Raw genomic sequence first — 18,006 nt, 5'->3', positions numbered from 1 at the left:
ATTTATAAAATCTAATATTGTGATATTATTAGAAGTTGAAGGATAATGTTGCAGCCCAAGTAGTTCCGAAACCAAAGTAAGCACGGTTACCTGTTGCAAGACCTTTGTACATCATACCAAGTTGTTCGTAAGTCTGGTTATTTGTATTAGGTGTTTTTCCATCAGCCAAAAATTTTGGTTTGTCATCAGCAAATACACTTGTTGCAGAGTCAGAAATATATACAGTATCAAATAGGTTATAAACGTTAGCTCCGATAGTAAAATATTGAGCCTGATCTCTCAATCTGATTTTATAAGAGAAACCTACATCGAATAGGTTGAAATCAGGTAATTTCAATACTCCTCTTTCCTGTGCAGAAACATTAGTAAATGTTCCGGCATCAATAGTTGAATAAAGTTTACCTACATATCTCCAGGTTCCGAAGATATTAAGATCTTTTACCGGCTTTACAGTAAGTCCTAATGAAGCAGTCATCTGAGGAATACTGTTATTACTTGAACCTCCTACTTTTACTTTATCCAAGTATAATTCGTTTCCTCCTGACCCAGCTAAAGTAACAGGATTGTTGTTATCATCGAAAGAAGCTACATTAGCATTTCCTTTGTAATAGTAATCTCCCCAAGAGAACATACCCTGAATTTCAAGGAAATTTGTTGGTTTGTATACTCCATCAAATTCTACTCCCTGGTGAATTTCAGTAATACCATTGATTTCAGAATAACCTGTTGTAGTAGAACCGTCTGCTAAAGTGAAAGTCTGTCCTGATTTTCTTAGCCATCTGTCTTTCCACTGTGTTCTGTATACGTTAACATTTGCAGTGAATTTTGCAGATCTGAATCCATATCCAACTTCAGCAGAAGAAATCTTCTCATTAGTCAGGTAAGGATTAATAAGCTGCTGATTACTTGGATAAACAGTGTTAAGGAACGGCTGCTTGCTATAATAACCTAAGTTAGCAAAAACGTTATGGTGCTCATTGATGTTATAGTTAGCTCCCCCTTTTATGTTATATCCGAAAAGGTTTTTGAACCCGGTCTTAGTGTTGACGGTCTGACCTTTTAATGTGCTTCCATCTACCACGAAATTATCAATTCTCTGGTAAGCCTGATTAGAAACTGAACCTTGTAAGAAAGCAGACAGGTTATTTTTACTATATTCCACCTGTGCAAATCCACTATACCAAAGTACTTCTCCATCATTGCTATATCCGATCTGGTCTTCAGATGGAGCTAATTTGCCTCCGAAAGGATTCCAGCTAAGTTTTTTATAATCATAAGTCTTGCTTACGATTCTTGGAGGTAAATTTTTGTTTGCATTGTCTTTATATCCTGCTGCTCCATAAAGGTCACTGATAACCTGATAATGGTAGCCATAGTAGTATCTGTCATCAGTTCCTACTGAGAAATTCCAGTTGTCATTGATTTTATGTTGGAAGTTAGCCAAGATACCATACCAGTTGTGAGAATTGATACTTGATCTACGAATAAGAGTACTTCCTGCACCAGCAGTATTTAAGTTAACAGCTGCATTAGCTGCAAAAATAGCATCATAGTTAAAGTGACCAGCTGTATCATAGAAATCAGTCATTCCCTTTCCTCCTACTTTACCTAAATCACCTGTTCCACCACCTCTACCATTAGACATATATAGAACGGTACTTAATTTAGACTTTTCATCCATTGTCCAGTCCCAGTTCAACATCATTACTGGTTTAGAGTAATAGTTGGATCTGTTTGCTAAAGCAACTCTGTTTCCTGAAGCATCAGTATAATATCCGAAATCAGAATTATATTTTCTGTAAGGACTTTTTCCATCATATTCAGGATTATAGTTAATATAATTCTGGATTGTTGGAGCAAAAGTTCTCTGGTCATGCCATTGAGGAGCAGATGTTAAAGTAAACTGGAAGTTATGCTTTTTGTTAGGCTCAAAACCTAAAGCGAAAAAGTATGCATAGGCTTCATAATCAGTGTTTTGGATGTATGTTCCTCCTGATTGTCTGCTCATTAAGAATGATGAAGACCATCCTCCTTCAGATTTTCCTGTATTATATGCAAAAGATGTTTTTAAATAATCATTGTTACCAACTCCTAATCTTATAGTTCCACCTTTTTTCATGTCTGCGGAACGGGTAAGGAAGTTAACTGTACCCCCTACAGAAGCAATTGCTAGTTTAGAAGAACCTAAACCTCTTTGTACCTGTAATGTACTGGTAACATCAGATAAGCCTGTCCAGTTTGAAAAGTAAACAGTTCCACCTTCCATATCGTTAACCGGCATACCATTTACCATTATGGCAATGTTTCTTGATTCGAAACCTCTGATGGTAAGTCCCCCGTCACCGAAACCACCTCCGGATTTTGTAGCATAAACAGACGGAGTAGTGTTCAAAATCTCAGGTAATTCCTGATTTCCTAATCTTTCTACAAGTTGTGCTGCTTTAATAGTAGATGCAGCAACAGGTGTCTTTCTATCTTTAGCGATATCCGTAACACCTCTTAGGATTACCTCATCAATGTCCTTTGACTTCGTGTTCACTGTGTCTTGAACTTGTTGGGCGTAATAAACACTAGCTGTAGATAATGTAATAACCGCAGTTAGTATCGATTTGTTGATTAATTTCATAATCGTTAGTAATAATTAGATTTAATTTTTCTGCAAAATTCGCAAAATTTAATTTAACTATTATTAACTCAATGTTAATTTTTAATCAGTCTTAATAATGTTAGTGCTCTGAAATTCAGTTTTGTAAGCAAAAAACGAATTTTTGTATGAAAAAAGTCATGTTAGTGAATATTTAACAAATTGAGGGTGTTTTTGTTAAAAATACAACGCTATTTCACGGCTTTGAGACTCAGATCTATATTTTCTGCAGAGTGTGTAAGAGCACCGGCAGAGATAAAAGTTACTCCTGTAGAAGCAATTTCTTTTAGCATGTCACGGGTAATTCCTCCTGATGCTTCTGATTCGCATGAGCCATTGATCATTTCAACGGCCTGTTTCATTGTTGGAACATCCATATTATCAAGCATGATCCGGTCTACTTTTGCATTGATGGCTTCCCGAACTTCCTCAAGATTCCTTGTTTCCACCTCAATTTTTAATTTTTTCTTGTTCTTTTTGATATAATCTTTTGCCATTTTTACAGCATTGGTAATACTGCCATTGTAATCAATGTGATTGTCTTTCAGCATAATCATATCATAAAGGCCATATCTGTGGTTGGTTCCACCACCGATTGCTACGGCCCATTTTTCACATATCCTGAAATTGGGCGTTGTTTTTCTTGTATCTAAAAGTTTGGTTTTTGTTCCTACTAACCTTGAATCCCAATCATGGGTAAGGGTGGCAATCCCACTCATTCTCTGCATACAATTCAGGATCAGCCTTTCTGTAGAAAGAATAGATCTTGCGCTACCGGTTACAATAAGAGCAACATCACCAACTTTTGCAGTGTCGCCATCCTTCAGGAACGTTTCTACTTTTAAGTTTTTATCAAAAGTTTTGAAAATAAATTCAGCCAGTTCAACCCCCGCTAAAATACAATCTTGCTTGACAAGGAGTCTGGCACTTTGATTCAGATCTTGTGGAATGGTGGAAAGAGTAGAATGATCACCATCCTGAATATCTTCTTCCAATGCATTCTTTATGAATGTTTTTAATGCTTTATCTGTTACGTAGCTGGGTCTTTTCATTGCTGTATGCTTTTTGTTAAGCTAAATCTTTATTATAAAATGCACCTTTATTCTCTTTCATTTCCATAGACTGGGTAATGATAAGATGGGCAACGGTAGTTAGGTTCCTTAATTCTGAGAGTTGAGGAGAAAGAATAGAGTAGTGGTATATTTCATCTACTGCAGCTGCAATTTCCTGATGCTTTTGCAGCGCCATATTCAGACGTCTGTTACTTCTTACAATACCTACAAGGTCACTCATCATTTCCTGAAGCTGCTTTCTTAAATAGCTGATAATAACCATTTCATCCATGATTTTCATTCCTTCTTCATCCCATTCCGGAACTGCTTTAAGGTCATCAAAATTAAAATGGTTTTCTAGTAACAGGTTTACTGTTTTCATTGCTGCATTATGACCAAAAACTAAGCCTTCAAGTAAAGAGTTTGAGGCCAGTCTGTTTGCGCCATGTAACCCTGAATTGGTACATTCTCCAACAGCGAAAAGATTTTTAATGGAAGATTGCCCGTCCCTGTCTACTTCAATGCCTCCCATCAGGTAATGACAAGCCGGAACAACGGGGATCAGCTGTGTAAATGGATCTATTCCTTCATCCTTGCATTTCTTGTAGATATTGGGGAAATGCTCAAGGAATTTTTCCTGATTCATCTCACGGCAGTCCAGCCCTACATATTCATCTCCTGAAATTTTCATTTCGTTGTCAATTGCTCTTGCAACGATATCTCTTGAAGCTAATTCTTCACGCTCATCATATTTTTGCATGAATTTTTCTCCCCTCTTTGTCCTTAATTTTGCACCGTCTCCTCTTACTGCTTCGGAAATCAGAAATAACATTCCATCAATTTTATTATAAAGGGCGGTTGGATGGAACTGATAATATTGCATATTGGAGACTTTTCCTTTGGCACGCGCCACAAAAGCAATTCCATCCCCGGTTGCGATGGTTGGATTGGTGGTGTTTTTATAAACATGCCCTGCACCGCCAGTCGCTACCAGAGTTATTTTAGAGGTAATTTTCTTGATTGTTTTGGACTTTTCATCCAGAATATAAGCTCCATAACAGTGGATGTCACCTTCATTAAGTTCTTTTCCCGGAACATGGTGCTGGGTAATGATATCAATTACATAATGATGATCCAGAATTTCTATGTTCGGACTGTTATTAGCTGTTTGCAGTAATGCCCGCTCAATTTCAAAACCGGTGATGTCTTTATGGTGAACGATTCTGTTTTCAGTATGGCCTCCTTCTCTTCCCAAAGCGAATTTGCCGTTCTTCATGTCAAACTGGGCTCCCCATTCTACAATTTCGTTAAACCTGGCAGGAGCTTCCTTTACAACCATTTCCACCACATCATGTTTGTTCTCACCATCTCCGGCTCTCATGGTATCCTCGATGTGTTTTTCAAAATTGTCTTTCTGAAAATCTGTGACTACCGCAAGTCCACCTTGTGCATATTTGGTATTGCTTTCATCTTCGTCAGATTTTGTTACGATAATGATTTTGGCATCAGGGAGCTGTTCAGAAACTTTAATGGCATAGGAAAGTCCGGAAATGCCGGAACCGATTACTAATACATCCGCTTTTATCATATGCTTGCTTTAGGTACAATCATTTAAATATTACATAAATTTAAATAATTTTTCATTTGGTTTTCTTACTTTTTTCATGTGTTGGAAGTAGTCTTCTTCAGAGCGGTAGCCTAAAGCGAGGGTTACGGTTACTTTTTCTGTTTCGGTATTAATATTCAGGATGTCTTCAATCATATCCTGTCGGAAGCCTTCCATGGGACAAGTGTCAATGTTTTCTATAGCAGCAGCATACATTAAGTTAGCTAATACGATATAAGACTGTTTTTCTGCCCAATTGAAAATTTCATCCTGTGTTTTTTGTGTAATATGCTGATTAATACTATTTCTGAAAGGTTCCAGTTTTTCAACAGGAGTTTCTCTGACTTCAGAAATATGATTAAAATAACCCCGGATATAGTTCTCTTCGATTGTTTTTTTGGAAATTATGGCAATAAGATGAGAACAGGTGGAGATTTGTGATGGATTGTAGAAAGCCGGAATCAATTTCTGTTTCATTTCTTCACTTTCAACCACTATGATCTTATAGGGCTGAAGTCCCAGGGAGCTTGCAGATAGCTTTCCCGACTCAAGAATGTTGTAAAGGGTTTCCTGAGGAATGATCTGATGATTGAATTTTTTTACAGAATATCTTCTGCTTAAAGCTTCCAAATAATTCATAGGACAAATTTAAGAATTGAATATGAATAAAATGGATTTAAAATAAAATATATCCTCTTATGATATAAAAAATCACTCCGGTCAATGGAGTGATTTTTAGTATGGGCGAGTGATTCTTTTTAGTCTCTGTTTTTTACCATAATCCAACCTGAAAATTTGACTGGCGTTCCGGTTCTGTTATTTTCATTCCATATTACGGAATACCAGTAATTTCCGGTAGGGACCCTTTTACTGCCGTGTACTGTTCCGTCCCATTTGTAACCGTTAGACTGATCGGCCTGGAATATTTTATAACCATAACGGTCAAATATGCTTATCTCAAGATTTCGTTTGCCGGCTAATGCTGAATAATCTACAACGTCATTAATGCCGTCGTTGTTTGGTGTGATAACATTAATAAGGTTGGGTACGGTAATATTAATTTCAACAGGTGCGCAGTTGTAATCATCCTTAACATACACCTTGGCTTCTCCACGGGGGACATTGGAGAATATATTAGAATCCTGCCATAAAATATTATCCATAGAATACTTATATGGAGGAGTTCCTCCGTTAGCATAGATTGTTACGGTGCTTCCTGAAATGTCAATGCTGCTTACCACAGGATTCTCCGAAGCGTATATGGTTACTGTTTGGGTGGCAATACAATCTCCGGTTTTAAGCTTTACCCAATAGGTTCCTACCCCTGCATTCTTGATGGACTGGGTAGTGGCACCGGTACTCCATTCATAGCTTTTGAAGCCGGGACCTGCATCTAATGTTGTTTTGTCCTCCATGCATATGATTTTATCTTTCAGGATATCAGAAAAGGTAGGAGGAATTACCGTCAGTGTAACTTTGGCTATTGAATAACAGTCGTTTGAATTGGAAACCCTTACATATACTACACCATTAGGAGCGATATATGGGTTTGGATTAGTGATCTCATTCGTTTCGTTAAGAGAATCAGCTAATGAAGGGTAGTATTTTTTTGTAGTTCCGTTTTGTGTGGTTACAATTGCTGTAGTGAGATTAAAAGATGCGTTGGAGGAGTTACCTTCTATAAAACAGGATCTTATTTCTGCATCATTAACAACTACTACCGGATGAATATTTAATGTGATTTTGGAAGTGCTTACACATCCTTGTGGAGTGGTTACTTTTACATAGATTGTAGCTGCTCCTGAAGCATACGCGGTGGGATTTGTGATCAGGTTAGTGCCTGCATTTAAATCATATAAGGTAGGATAGAATTCTTTAGTAACCCCAGGAACTGTGGTTACTGCAGCTGAGGTAAGGTCAAATGTTGCTGTTCCCGCATTATTGTTGTTGCAGCCGGTAAGAGAGGCGTCGTCAGCAGCAAACGGAGTTGGGTCTAATTGAATTATTCCGTCCCCATTATCGCATAAAGTGGATGTAGGATCTTTAATAACTACCTTGATGGTGGTGTTACCTGAATATTGGAAGCTTGTTGGATTGGAAATTGGTGTGGAGCTTCCCAGGATGTAATAAGTAAAAATATAATTTCCGGGATTATTTACAAATTGGGAATTGTAAGAAGTAAGATCCACAACGCCATTTCCTGTTGCGGGATTGGTACATACAAACGGGGTAATCGTATTGCTTAATATGGGAACTTTGTCCACAAAAACTTTTGCATTTTTAATGGAATGTCTGGCGCTCGCACCTCCTGTTGCTGCCGAAAATCCAAAATATCCCTGTGCCATTCCTGTGGCTCCGCCGGACGGGGCAAAAGACTGGTCAACGATCAGTACACCATCTATTCGTATTTTTATAATCCAGTTGGAGGGGTTGGTGAGATCTGTTTCACCGTTTACTTCTACGTGTTTATAAGTATCACCTACAAATGGTTGTGTAGGGTTAAGGTCAGGGGAGTGGAATGTGCTTCCCGGAGTAGTATTATATTCTATATTATTCCCTGCTGTATTATTGGTGCCATATAAAAGATGCACCTTACTCATTTGGCCTTCGGTTGTATTATTGAAAATGTCAAAACCAACCATTAAGCCTGAGGCGTTAGCGGGGATACCCAACCCTCCTCCCGACACAAATCCTGTTGGTGGGTTAGCAAGGTACCAGAATGTAAAACCGTCACCTCTGCCAAATTGTGTGGTTCCATTTCCGTCAATCCTGAAATCGAACTCTACTTTCCACTTATCACAGTAGCTCAATGTAATAGGGGTGGCTAGCTTTATCGCTCCATATCTGCCTGTCTGATCTGCGGTCAGGCGTATAAAGTCTCCGCTGATGGTTGCATCTGATACGAGGTCCCAGCCTGTTGTGTTTACGGGGTTTCCGGAAAGCTGATAAGTCTGAGAGTATATTTTACCGGGTATACAGAGTAAAATAACCCATAAGAAAATAAGTATATCTTTTTTCATAGTCTTTGGTTATGATGTTTTTAATGATTTAATTTAAGTCAGGAAGCATGATGTGATTTTGTAGTGAAACAAAAAACTATCCTTTAAAAAAGGATAGCTTTTTACTTGTATTTATTCTCTGTTTTTCACCAATACCCATCCTGAGTACTTTGTTTCAGTATTATTCTTGTCGTTCTCATTCCAGGAAATGGTGTACCAGTAAGTTCCGGTAAGTACTTTTTTGCCGGAAGCTGTTCCGTCCCATTTGAAGTTTCTGGTTTTGTTTGCTTCATAAAGTTTATTTCCATATCTGTCATACACAATAAAGACCAGATTTTTCTTATAAGAAAGGGCAGAGTAATCAATAACGTCGTTTATATTATCGCCATTAGGAGTGATGGCATTAATAAGATTAGGTACGGTGATCTGTACTTCAACAGGGGTGCAATTATAAAAATCTTTTACAAAAACTCTAACTTCTCCTCTTTGAAGACCGGTAAATGTATTTGATTCCTGCCAGGTTGCTCCATCCAGAGAGTACTGATAAGGAGGTGTTCCGCCTGATACATTTACGGTTATTGTATTATTGTTAATGTCAATGCTTGAAATGACAGGATTTGGAGAAGGGATTACTTTTACAATCTGTTTGGTAATACAGGTTCCTGTTTTAAGAAATACCCAGTAAAGACCAGGGGTAACATCTTTAATGGACGATGTGGTTTCGCCTGTACTCCATTCGTAACCATCAAAGCCCGGACCGGCATCCAAATCAGTTTTGCTGTCAATACAGATAATTTTATCTTTGAGAATAGCTGAGGGTACAGGGGGCAGAACGATAAGATTGATCTTTGCAATGTTAAAACATCCGTTTTCATCTGTAACCTTTACATACACTGCTGTGCTTGTGGATATATACTGTGATGGGTTTATAATCTCATTGGTTCCATTCAGTGCATTGTTCGCAGTAGTGTAATACTTTTTGCTGGCAGTTGTTAACGGAGTTACGTCTGCTGAGGTCAGATCAAATACAGCACTGGAAGTGTTATTTTCAATAAAGCAAGATCTTAATGATGCCTCCTGAACTTGTGTTTCGGGGAAGAACGCCAGTGTAATTTTTGCATTGCCGGTACATCCCTGAGGTGTTGTCACTTTTACATACACTGTGCCAGGTGCAGACAAATAATTATCAGGATAGGCAATTTCGTTAATACCAGCATTAAGATCGTTTAATGTTTTGTAATATTTTTTTACAACCCCGGGAACATTGGTTACGGCGGCGGTGGTCAGATTGAAGACGGCAGTACCGGCTTTATTATTGTTACAGGCCAGGATCGTTTTGTCATCAGCTGTAAACGGAGCAAGTGTCAGCTGGATTCTTGCATCCGGGTTGTCACATAATATTCCTGCATTATCTTTAATAACCACAGTAACTGTTGTATTAGTGTTAAACTCGTAGTTGGCAGGGTTAGCAATAGGAGTGGAGCTGCCTAAAGGATAATAAGTGAAAGTGTAGTTTGCAGGATTGCTGACAAATTGGGAGTTAAAAGTGGTTAAATTAGCACTTCCGTATCCTGTGGCAGGATTGGGGCAATAGGACTGGGTGGCTGTGTTTTGCAGAATTGGAACCTTATCGGTATAAATTTTAACGTTCTTGATAGAGTGTCTTGACCTTGCACCTCCTGTGGAGGCTGAAAATCCAAAATAGCCAACTGTCATTGCAGCAGCAGTACCTGAGGGGGCGAAAGACTGATTACAAATTAAATTACCATCAATAGTTATCTTTATGATCCAGTTGGTGGGTGCGGCGGGATCTACTTCTGCAGTTACTTCAACATGTTTAAAAGTAGTGCCTTGAAAAGGAATTGTTGTATTCATGTCCGGTGAATGGAAAGAACTTCCCGGGATATTAAAAAATTCCACATTGTTGGTGTCTGTAGTATTGGTAACTTGCCCATAAGCAACATGAACCTTACTCATGGTGGCTGTAGTTGTATTGTTGTAGGTATCAAATCCTACGATGAGTCCTACTGCATTCTGAGAAACTCCAAGGCCGGAGCCTAATACACTGGCAACAGGTGGATTTGCCAGATACCAGAAAGCAATTCCGTCCCCGTTGGAGGTTTGGTTAGAATCCATTCTGAAATCAAATTCTACTCTCCATTTATCACAGTATTTCAGATTAATAGGGTCATTGAGCCGGATTGAGCCGGATTGGTTATTTGTATCCGGAGTCAGCTGAACAAAATCACCATTTATTTGTGTTGGCGAGACCATTGTCCATCCTGTTGTATTGACCGGATTTCCAATAAGTTGATAAGTCTGGCTGAATACTATGCCTGATATGAAGAGAAGAAGAAAAGAAAGATAAGAAAGTAGAATTTTATTCATTTAATTGGGAGTTTGTATTTTAATAAGTAAAGATATTAAATCCCAATCAATAAATGTGTATTTAATGTTAATTTTGTTAAAATTTTTAATTATATTTCAAAAAATAAGGTTAATTTTGGATTAATAGTGAAATTTGTAAATATAATTATGCATTTGTGTTAATCAGGTTAAAAGAGAGAGTTGTTTTCCTGATTTTCAAAATAAACATCTATTTCCAGATTCTGAGAACCCGCGGCAGCAACGGCTAATTTGTCGCACAGCTCGTTTTCAAAATGTCCTGCATGTCCTTTTACCCAATGCATTTCAGGCTGGTATTTATTGTAAAGCTCAATAAATCTTTTCCAGAGATCAGGGTTTTTAACATTTTTCCAGCCTCGTTTGATCCACCCTGTAATCCAGTTCTGGTTAACAGCGTCTGCTACATACTTGCTATCTGTATAAACATGGATTTCATTCTCTGCGGATTTTAATTTTTCGAGAGCTGTAATAACTGCCAGAAGCTCCATCCTGTTGTTGGTTGTTTTCCGGAACCCTTTAGAAAATGTTTTCTGATAATTTTTTTCGGGAACGCGCATGAGTATGCCATATCCTCCTTTTCCGGGATTTCCGCTACAGGCACCATCGGTAAATATTTCGATTTTCAAATCTGTTTCTGTAAAAATTACTTTTTAAATCTACAATAATAAAACAAAACTATTCCCTGATATTTATTACTATAGTCATATGATCTAATTTAGATTAACCATTAAAACGGAAAATCATCATCATCATCAAAATCATTCATTGATGACCCTGAGAGTTGTGAACTGTCCGGCAGGTCAAAGGCAGCCCCGGGTTGGATCGTTGTTTTTATTCTGTCAAATCCGCTTGGCTCATTTGATCCGAAGTTAGAAGGATATCCTCCTCCTGTATTTCCGTCAAAAGCAGCTTCAATATCTCCGAATTTAGCAAAATGTTTTAAGAAGGATAGTCTTACATCGGCAGTAGCACCATTTCTGTGCTTTGCAATGATCAGCTCTGCCTGATTTTCAGTTGAGGTTTCCTGTCCTTCCTCATCATTATCCCAAACACTAATCTTATAATATTCCGGTCTGAAGATAAATGATACAATATCCGCATCCTGCTCAATCGCTCCGGATTCCCTCAGGTCAGAAAGCTGGGGTCTTTTTCCCGGGCGGGCTTCCACGCTCCTTGAAAGCTGGGATAATGCAATAACAGGAACATTCAATTCTTTAGCAATCGCTTTTAATGAGCGGGAGATCATGGAGATTTCCTGTTCACGGTTTCCTACTCCTTTTCCACCACCACCTGCGGTCATCAGCTGAAGGTAATCGACCATAATAAGTCTTACTCCGTGCTGCATTACAAGTCTTCGGCATTTTGCACGGAAATCAAAAATTGATAAAGAAGGAGTTTCGTCAATATATAAAGGAGCATTTTCCAGTTCAGATACATTGGAGAATAGTCTCTGCCATTCTTCATCATCCAAAGTTCCTTTTCTCAGTTTTTCAGAAGAAATTCTTGTTTCAGAAGCAATCATTCTGGTGATAAGCTGTACTGATGCCATCTCGAGAGAGAACAGAGCCATAGGTATCTTGTGGCCAACCGCGATATTTCTCGCCATAGAAAGAAGAAATGCTGTTTTACCCATTGCAGGACGTGCAGCAATAATGATAAGGTCAGAATTCTGCCAGCCTCCGGTTTCTTTATCAACATCCCGGAAACCTGAAGGTACTCCGGATAGCCCTTGTTTATCTTTTAATGATTTAATGGTATCAATAGCTTGCTTTACCAATGAGTTGGCGGTATCGAATCCTTTTTTGATGGTCCCGTTCGTGATTTCAAAAAAAGACTGTTCTGCTTTGTCAAGAAGCTCAAAAACATCAGTAGATTCTTTATAGGACGAATCAATTACATTTGCTGAGACATTAATAAGACTTCTTAAGATATACTTTTCAAGTATTACGCGTACGTGATATTCAATATGGGCGGATGAACTTACACCCATAGTAAGGTCAATAATATAATGGTCACCTCCGGCCTGGCTTAATTTATCCTCTTTCTTAAGATCCTGAATAATTGTCATTAAGTCTACAGGGTGGTTCCCTTCATAAAGTTTTAATATAGTAGAAAAGATTACCTGATGTCTCGGATCATAAAAAACTTCAGGGGTAAGGAGGTCAATTGAATGATCCAATCCTTTTTTGTCGATCAAAAAAGTTCCGATAACAAGTCTTTCAAAATCCACTGCATTGGGTGGCATTTTCCCATCCGCAATAGACAGCTCTTTTGCAAAGTTTCCGTGTGTTAGGGATGATAATGTTTCTTTCTGCGCCATGGTGCAAAGATAGTTTATTTAAAAAATAATTTAAAAATAGTATTCAACAAATTATAAGCAGTTGTTATGTAAATACTGCAAACAGGAGGTTGGTTATGTTGATAAAAAAATCACCCCGCCCGGGGTGATTTTCAATATGGATGTAAATGAAATTTATTCTTTATTTTTTACCAATACCCATCCTGAGTATTTTGTTTCCGTATTATTTTTGTCATTTTCATTCCATGAGATTGTGTACCAGTATGTCCCTGTTGATATCTTTTTACCAAAGGCAGTTCCATCCCATGTAAAGTTTCTCATATGATTGGCTTCATGAAGCTTGTTTCCATATCTGTCATATACTACAAATACTAAGTTTTTCTTATAAGCCAGTGCTGAATAATCGATAACATCGTTTACATTATCTCCGTTTGGAGTAATTGCGTTGATAAGGTTAGGAACAGTAACCGTCACCTGAACCGGGGTACACTCAAATGAATCTTTTACATATGCTGTGTTTTCTCCTCTGGGAAGACCACTGAAAGTGTTTGACTCCTGCCAGTTAATCCCGTCTATGGAATATTTATAAGGAGGAACTCCGCCTGTAGCAGTTATCTTGATTGAATTGTTTGTGATTTCGATATTTGAGATCACTGGTTGTAAGCTTGGGCGAACATGTACTTCCTGAAGCGTGAAACATTTTCCGGTTTGTAGTTTTACCCAATAAGTGCCAATTCCTATATTGCTGATTGACTGTGTGGTTTCACCAGTGCTCCATTCATATCCGTCAAACCCAGGTCCGGCATCCAATGTTGTTTTACCTTCGGCACAGATTACCTTGTCTTTTAATACGGCAGATTCTACCGGAGGCAGTACTTTTAATGTGATTTTAGCAATTGCAAAGCATTGTTTTTCATTATTAACCCTTACATAGACAATAGTGCTGGATGAAAGATAGGTATCAGGCGTTGCGATTGGGTTAGACTGACTTAGTGCATCATTCATTGTCTTGTAGTACTTTATAACGGTTCCCGTAGGAATAGGGGAAGGGAGTCCAATGCCGGCTTTTGTAAGATCAAATGTTGAAAAAGTATTATTTCCAGGAATATAACATTCTTCCAATTCAGCATCCTGCAGCACCACTGTAGGATGAAACTGCAGACTGATAGCAGCTGTTGCAGTACAGCCGAATGAAGAAATCACTTTTGCATAGATTGTTGTTTCCGGAGAAACATAATTGGTAGGCGTTGTAATTTCGTTGGTTTCTGCAGTCAGATCAGCCAGAGTCGGATAATATTTAATTGTTGCTCCTGGACCACCAAATACATTTGCTGTTGTCAGGTCATATTTTGCAGTACCTGCTCCGTTATTATTACAGGAAAGCAGAGTGACATTATTAGCGCTAATGCTGGCGTCTACAAATTTAAATTTACCGTTGATAAAACATCCGTTCATAGGATTGTCGGGGTTAGACGGGTCATGGTAAGCTACCCGGTAATAATATGTTGTGGTTGCGTCTACTGTTTCAATTGTAAGCGGAGACGAGCCTGTCAGAACGTCATTGATATTATCATGATAGGTAACCTGGAAATTAGCGTTATTGCCATTTATGATTCCTGCGGTAAGTGTAGAGAAGTCAAATTGGGTAGGTAGTCCACATACCATAACATTGCTCGGTTGTGTAGGGTCTGCAGCAGGAATTCCCGGAGTAACGAACGGAAAAGGAGCTAAAGTAGGATCATTGAAAGCAGAACTTAAACTTGCAGTGCCACTCCATTCCATTGAAAAGCCGTTTGCAGATCTTGTATGATTGTTTATAACAAGATAATAGGTTTCGCCAGCAGTTGCATTAATGTATGGGCTCCATTCCTGATTGTTCATCGTAGAACTGTTTGGAGGGAGTACTGCAGGAGGAGCCAGATTTAAATCTAATCCTGTTTCACCGGAAGCTACGGAACCCCAATAGTTACATCGTAAAGGTTTTATAAAAACGTGAGAACTATTCTGCAAAGAGGCACATCCTCCGTTAGTAGGGCCATAGACTGCAAAGTCGTAATCATCCCTTAAAACATTGGATTTAATTTTAAACGCCAGTGTACCTGATGTTGACACCGTGAAAGTATACCATACAGAATAAGTCTCATTTACACTTAAGCATCCTCCGTTTTGATTGAGGACTTCGACAATATTTCCAACACCGGAAGGAGTATAGGAGATGTCAGAGTTTCCACAAATTGGAATTGCTGTGATACAATCCGATTGCGAATAAAATGCCTGAGATATAAATAAAATTAAAAGAAGTAGTATTTTTTTCATTGTTAAAATGATTTTATAAAACAAAATTGTAGTGAAGTGGTTAAAAAAAGAAAATGAGCAACTCTACTGATGGGCGCCCTTGTTGTATACGGAAAAAAGATCAGAATAGTAGAAGTTTGGTCATAAGCAAGGGTTTTATGTAGCAAATATAAAAAATTATTAACGTTAAATTAAAGATTTTGAGATATATTTAAAGAAAATGATATATGGATTACCGATGTGGTATCTTTTGTTTTTCTTTGTATTTCTAAACAGTATTTGTAATGTTTATTATACTTTGATATAAATGTTTAGTAAAAAGTATAATAAATAAAAAGTAACCCGGAATAGAATTTCTACTCCGGGTTAATGTATGTTTTCAAATTATTTAAGGTTATTCTCTGTTTTTTACCATAATCCATCCAGAGAATTTAAATGGTGTATTCTTTTTGTCGTTTTCATTCCATGTTACAGAATACCAGTATGTTCCTGTCGGAATTCTTTTGCCGGAAATAGTTCCGTCCCATTTGTATCCATTGGATTTATCTGCCTGATGGATTTTTGTGCCATACCTGTCAAAAATACTTAAGATAAGATTCTGCTTGTCAGCCATAGCGGAGTAATCAACCACATCATTTATACCATCTCCGTTTGGTGTAATTACATTGATCAGATTAGGGACAACTACCGGAATTTCAATAGGGTCACAGTCATAAGCATCTTTTACATAGACTTTATGATTACCTCTTGCTATATTGGTAAATGTATTGGAGTCCTGCCAGTTGATGTCATCCATGGAATATTTATAATCCGGTGTTCCTCCTATTACATTTATTGTTATAGTATTATTGGAAATTTCAATATTTGATACTACGGGTTGTTCTGAAGCATACACTTTTACAGTTTGTGTTGTAATACAATCTCCTGTTTTTAACTTTACCCAATACGTTCCTACGCCTACATTACTGATTACCTGTGTGGTTGCTCCTGTGCTCCATTCATAGCTTTTAAATCCGGGTCCTGCATCTAAAGTTGTTTTATCTTCCATACAGATAATTTTGTCAACCAGAACATCAGATTTTACAGGAGGAAGTACAGTTAAGGTAACTTTAGCGATAGAGTAGCATCCCCGGGTATCTGTTACTCTTACATATACAATACCATTAGGAGCAATATAATCCGTTGCATTTACTATTTCATTCGTAAGATCTATCGCATCTGTTAATGAAGGGAAATATCTTTTTGTAGCACCTGCAACTGTAGTTACCAGAGCGTTGGTAAGATTGAATGAGCCTGTAGCCGGGTTGGTTTCAATAAAACAGGTTCTTAATTCAGCATCCTGTACTGCAACAACCGCATAAAGATTCAGTTTGATCTGCGCCACATCTGAACATCCCTGAGGTGTTGTTACCAATACATATACTACATTTGTTGAAGATAAGTATGCATATGGGTTTGTTATTTCATTAGTTCCGGCATTAAGGTCACTCATTGTCGGATAATATTTTTTTATTGCCGTTCCTGCAGGATCATCAAATACATTGGCAGTAGTAAGGTCAAAAATTGCTGTGCCTGCATTATTGTTATTACACATGGTTAATGTAGCATCAGTGGCAGTAATATTCCCCTGTTTAAATTTAAACTTACCGATTTGCCTGCATGAATTTATCGGGTTATTCGGATCAGTAGGATCCTCATAATGAATACTGTAATAGTAGACATCTGTCGTATTAACTGTCTGAGGAGTTAAAATCGGGTTGTTTCCAGAAAGAGCATCATTTTGACTTGTATGATAACTAACGAAGAAATTAGCATTACCATTAACAATTCCATCAGTTAACGTGTTGAAATCAAAAACAGCCGGATCGGTACAGATAACAACTTCATTAGGATCAGCCGGATTCGCATTAGGAGCTCCCGGGGTAATAAATGGATTTGGGGTAAGTACCGGATCATTGAATGGAGAGGCTAAGGTTGCTGTACCGCCCCAGGTCAGGGAGAAACCTGTAATGTTTATACTATAATTGTTGATTAAAAGATAATATGTTTCGCCGGGTAAAACGTCCATATATTTTGCCCATCCGTCAGCGTTTGAACCTGGCTGTCCAAAATAATCATAAGGATCTGTTGAGGTCATATTAAGACCAGTAGCTCCCTGTCCGCCTGGAGTAGAACATCTGATGGTATTCCCTTTATTGGCACATGTAATATTAGGTCCCCATACATACCAGTCATAGTCGGAGCCGGTATTTGGAGTGATAGCGAAGGTGAGGGTTCCTGCAGTAGCAATAGTAAATTTATACCACACTGAGTATCTTTCCTGGTAACTTCCGCAGTTTGATTCCGGAAGTTCCTGAACTCCGGGTCCGTCAGGAATATAGGATATATTGGAATTTCCGCAAACAGAAAGAGCTGTAATACAATCCTGTTGTGCTGAAAGAACCTGAGTGATGAATAATATTAAAATCAGTAGATATTTTTTCATGTTTAATCAGTTTAAAATTTTCAATCCTTATCTATTGTTTGTTTGGTTAATTGATTTTTTCCTCTGCCAGATTACTGGTAGTGGTGAAGCTTGTTCATCTGAGTGTTTTGAGGGAGTCCTGAAGCAGACCTTCTTTATATGCTTATATACAGTTATTAATTGGCTGCTTTTATACTAGTTGTAAGTCAATTAGATATGCTGCTTTTCTGTAATGGCATGG

10 protein-coding genes are annotated in these 18,006 nt (G+C 38.0%); all 10 read right to left on the bottom strand.

Features of this window, described 5'->3' with window-relative positions:
* Positions 1 to 28 precede the first annotated feature (28 nt).
* The 10 genes from DRF59_RS03260 to DRF59_RS03215 all read right to left on the bottom strand — a co-directional run bounded on the left by DRF59_RS03260 (position 29) and on the right by DRF59_RS03215 (position 17,786).
* On the bottom strand, positions 29 to 2,626 hold the full coding sequence (locus DRF59_RS03260; RefSeq protein ID WP_115956853.1) for a TonB-dependent receptor: 2,598 nt from the start codon (positions 2,624 to 2,626) through the stop codon (positions 29 to 31).
* 209 nt (positions 2,627 to 2,835) lie between these two features.
* Complete coding sequence (nadC, locus tag DRF59_RS03255; protein WP_115956852.1) at positions 2,836 to 3,696, bottom strand: carboxylating nicotinate-nucleotide diphosphorylase; 861 nt, start codon at positions 3,694 to 3,696, stop codon at positions 2,836 to 2,838.
* A gap of 16 nt (positions 3,697 to 3,712) precedes the next feature.
* Complete coding sequence (gene nadB / locus DRF59_RS03250; RefSeq protein ID WP_115956851.1) at positions 3,713 to 5,284, bottom strand: L-aspartate oxidase; 1,572 nt, start codon at positions 5,282 to 5,284, stop codon at positions 3,713 to 3,715.
* 30 nt (positions 5,285 to 5,314) lie between these two features.
* Complete coding sequence (locus tag DRF59_RS03245; protein ID WP_115956850.1) at positions 5,315 to 5,941, bottom strand: NAD(P)H-dependent oxidoreductase; 627 nt, start codon at positions 5,939 to 5,941, stop codon at positions 5,315 to 5,317.
* Between the two features lie 119 nt (positions 5,942 to 6,060).
* Entirely contained in the window at positions 6,061 to 8,322 is a 2,262-nt protein-coding gene (locus DRF59_RS03240; RefSeq protein ID WP_115956849.1) for a T9SS type B sorting domain-containing protein, read from the bottom strand.
* Positions 8,323 to 8,433: 111 nt separating this feature from the next.
* Positions 8,434 to 10,689 carry a T9SS type B sorting domain-containing protein gene (locus tag DRF59_RS03235; protein WP_115956848.1) on the bottom strand — a complete coding sequence of 752 codons (2,256 nt, stop codon included), beginning with the start codon at positions 10,687 to 10,689 and terminating at the stop codon, positions 8,434 to 8,436.
* Between the two features lie 167 nt (positions 10,690 to 10,856).
* Positions 10,857 to 11,333: a ribonuclease HI gene (gene rnhA / locus DRF59_RS03230; RefSeq protein WP_115956847.1), complete on the bottom strand. Its 477-nt coding sequence runs from the start codon at positions 11,331 to 11,333 to the stop codon at positions 10,857 to 10,859.
* Between the two features lie 101 nt (positions 11,334 to 11,434).
* A complete protein-coding gene (gene dnaB / locus DRF59_RS03225; protein ID WP_115956846.1) occupies positions 11,435 to 13,027 on the bottom strand; it encodes a replicative DNA helicase in 1,593 nt (530 codons plus the stop codon).
* Between the two features lie 153 nt (positions 13,028 to 13,180).
* A complete protein-coding gene (locus DRF59_RS03220) occupies positions 13,181 to 15,322 on the bottom strand; it encodes a T9SS type B sorting domain-containing protein (protein WP_115956845.1) in 2,142 nt (713 codons plus the stop codon).
* Positions 15,323 to 15,695: 373 nt separating this feature from the next.
* Positions 15,696 to 17,786, bottom strand: coding sequence for a T9SS type B sorting domain-containing protein (locus DRF59_RS03215; protein WP_115956844.1), 2,091 nt, complete (start codon positions 17,784 to 17,786; stop codon positions 15,696 to 15,698).
* Between the last annotated feature and the right edge of the window lie 220 nt (positions 17,787 to 18,006).

The sequence above is a fragment of the Chryseobacterium flavum genome (assembly GCF_003385595.1).
GTDB lineage: Bacteria > Bacteroidota > Bacteroidia > Flavobacteriales > Weeksellaceae > Chryseobacterium > Chryseobacterium flavum.
This window is presented reverse-complemented; position numbering and strand designations above follow the sequence as displayed.

What these genes read in the sequence shown, in the direction of transcription:
- DRF59_RS03260 (WP_115956853.1), bottom strand. Translation starts at nt 2,626, where the DNA reads ATGAAATTAATCAACAAATCGATACTAACTGCGGTTATTACATTATCT.
- nadC (WP_115956852.1), bottom strand. Translation starts at nt 3,696, where the DNA reads ATGAAAAGACCCAGCTACGTAACAGATAAAGCATTAAAAACATTCATA.
- nadB (WP_115956851.1), bottom strand. Translation starts at nt 5,284, where the DNA reads ATGATAAAAGCGGATGTATTAGTAATCGGTTCCGGCATTTCCGGACTT.
- DRF59_RS03245 (WP_115956850.1), bottom strand. Translation starts at nt 5,941, where the DNA reads ATGAATTATTTGGAAGCTTTAAGCAGAAGATATTCTGTAAAAAAATTC.
- DRF59_RS03240 (WP_115956849.1), bottom strand. Translation starts at nt 8,322, where the DNA reads ATGAAAAAAGATATACTTATTTTCTTATGGGTTATTTTACTCTGTATA.
- DRF59_RS03235 (WP_115956848.1), bottom strand. Translation starts at nt 10,689, where the DNA reads ATGAATAAAATTCTACTTTCTTATCTTTCTTTTCTTCTTCTCTTCATA.
- dnaB (WP_115956846.1), bottom strand. Translation starts at nt 13,027, where the DNA reads ATGGCGCAGAAAGAAACATTATCATCCCTAACACACGGAAACTTTGCA.
- DRF59_RS03220 (WP_115956845.1), bottom strand. Translation starts at nt 15,322, where the DNA reads ATGAAAAAAATACTACTTCTTTTAATTTTATTTATATCTCAGGCATTT.
- DRF59_RS03215 (WP_115956844.1), bottom strand. Translation starts at nt 17,786, where the DNA reads ATGAAAAAATATCTACTGATTTTAATATTATTCATCACTCAGGTTCTT.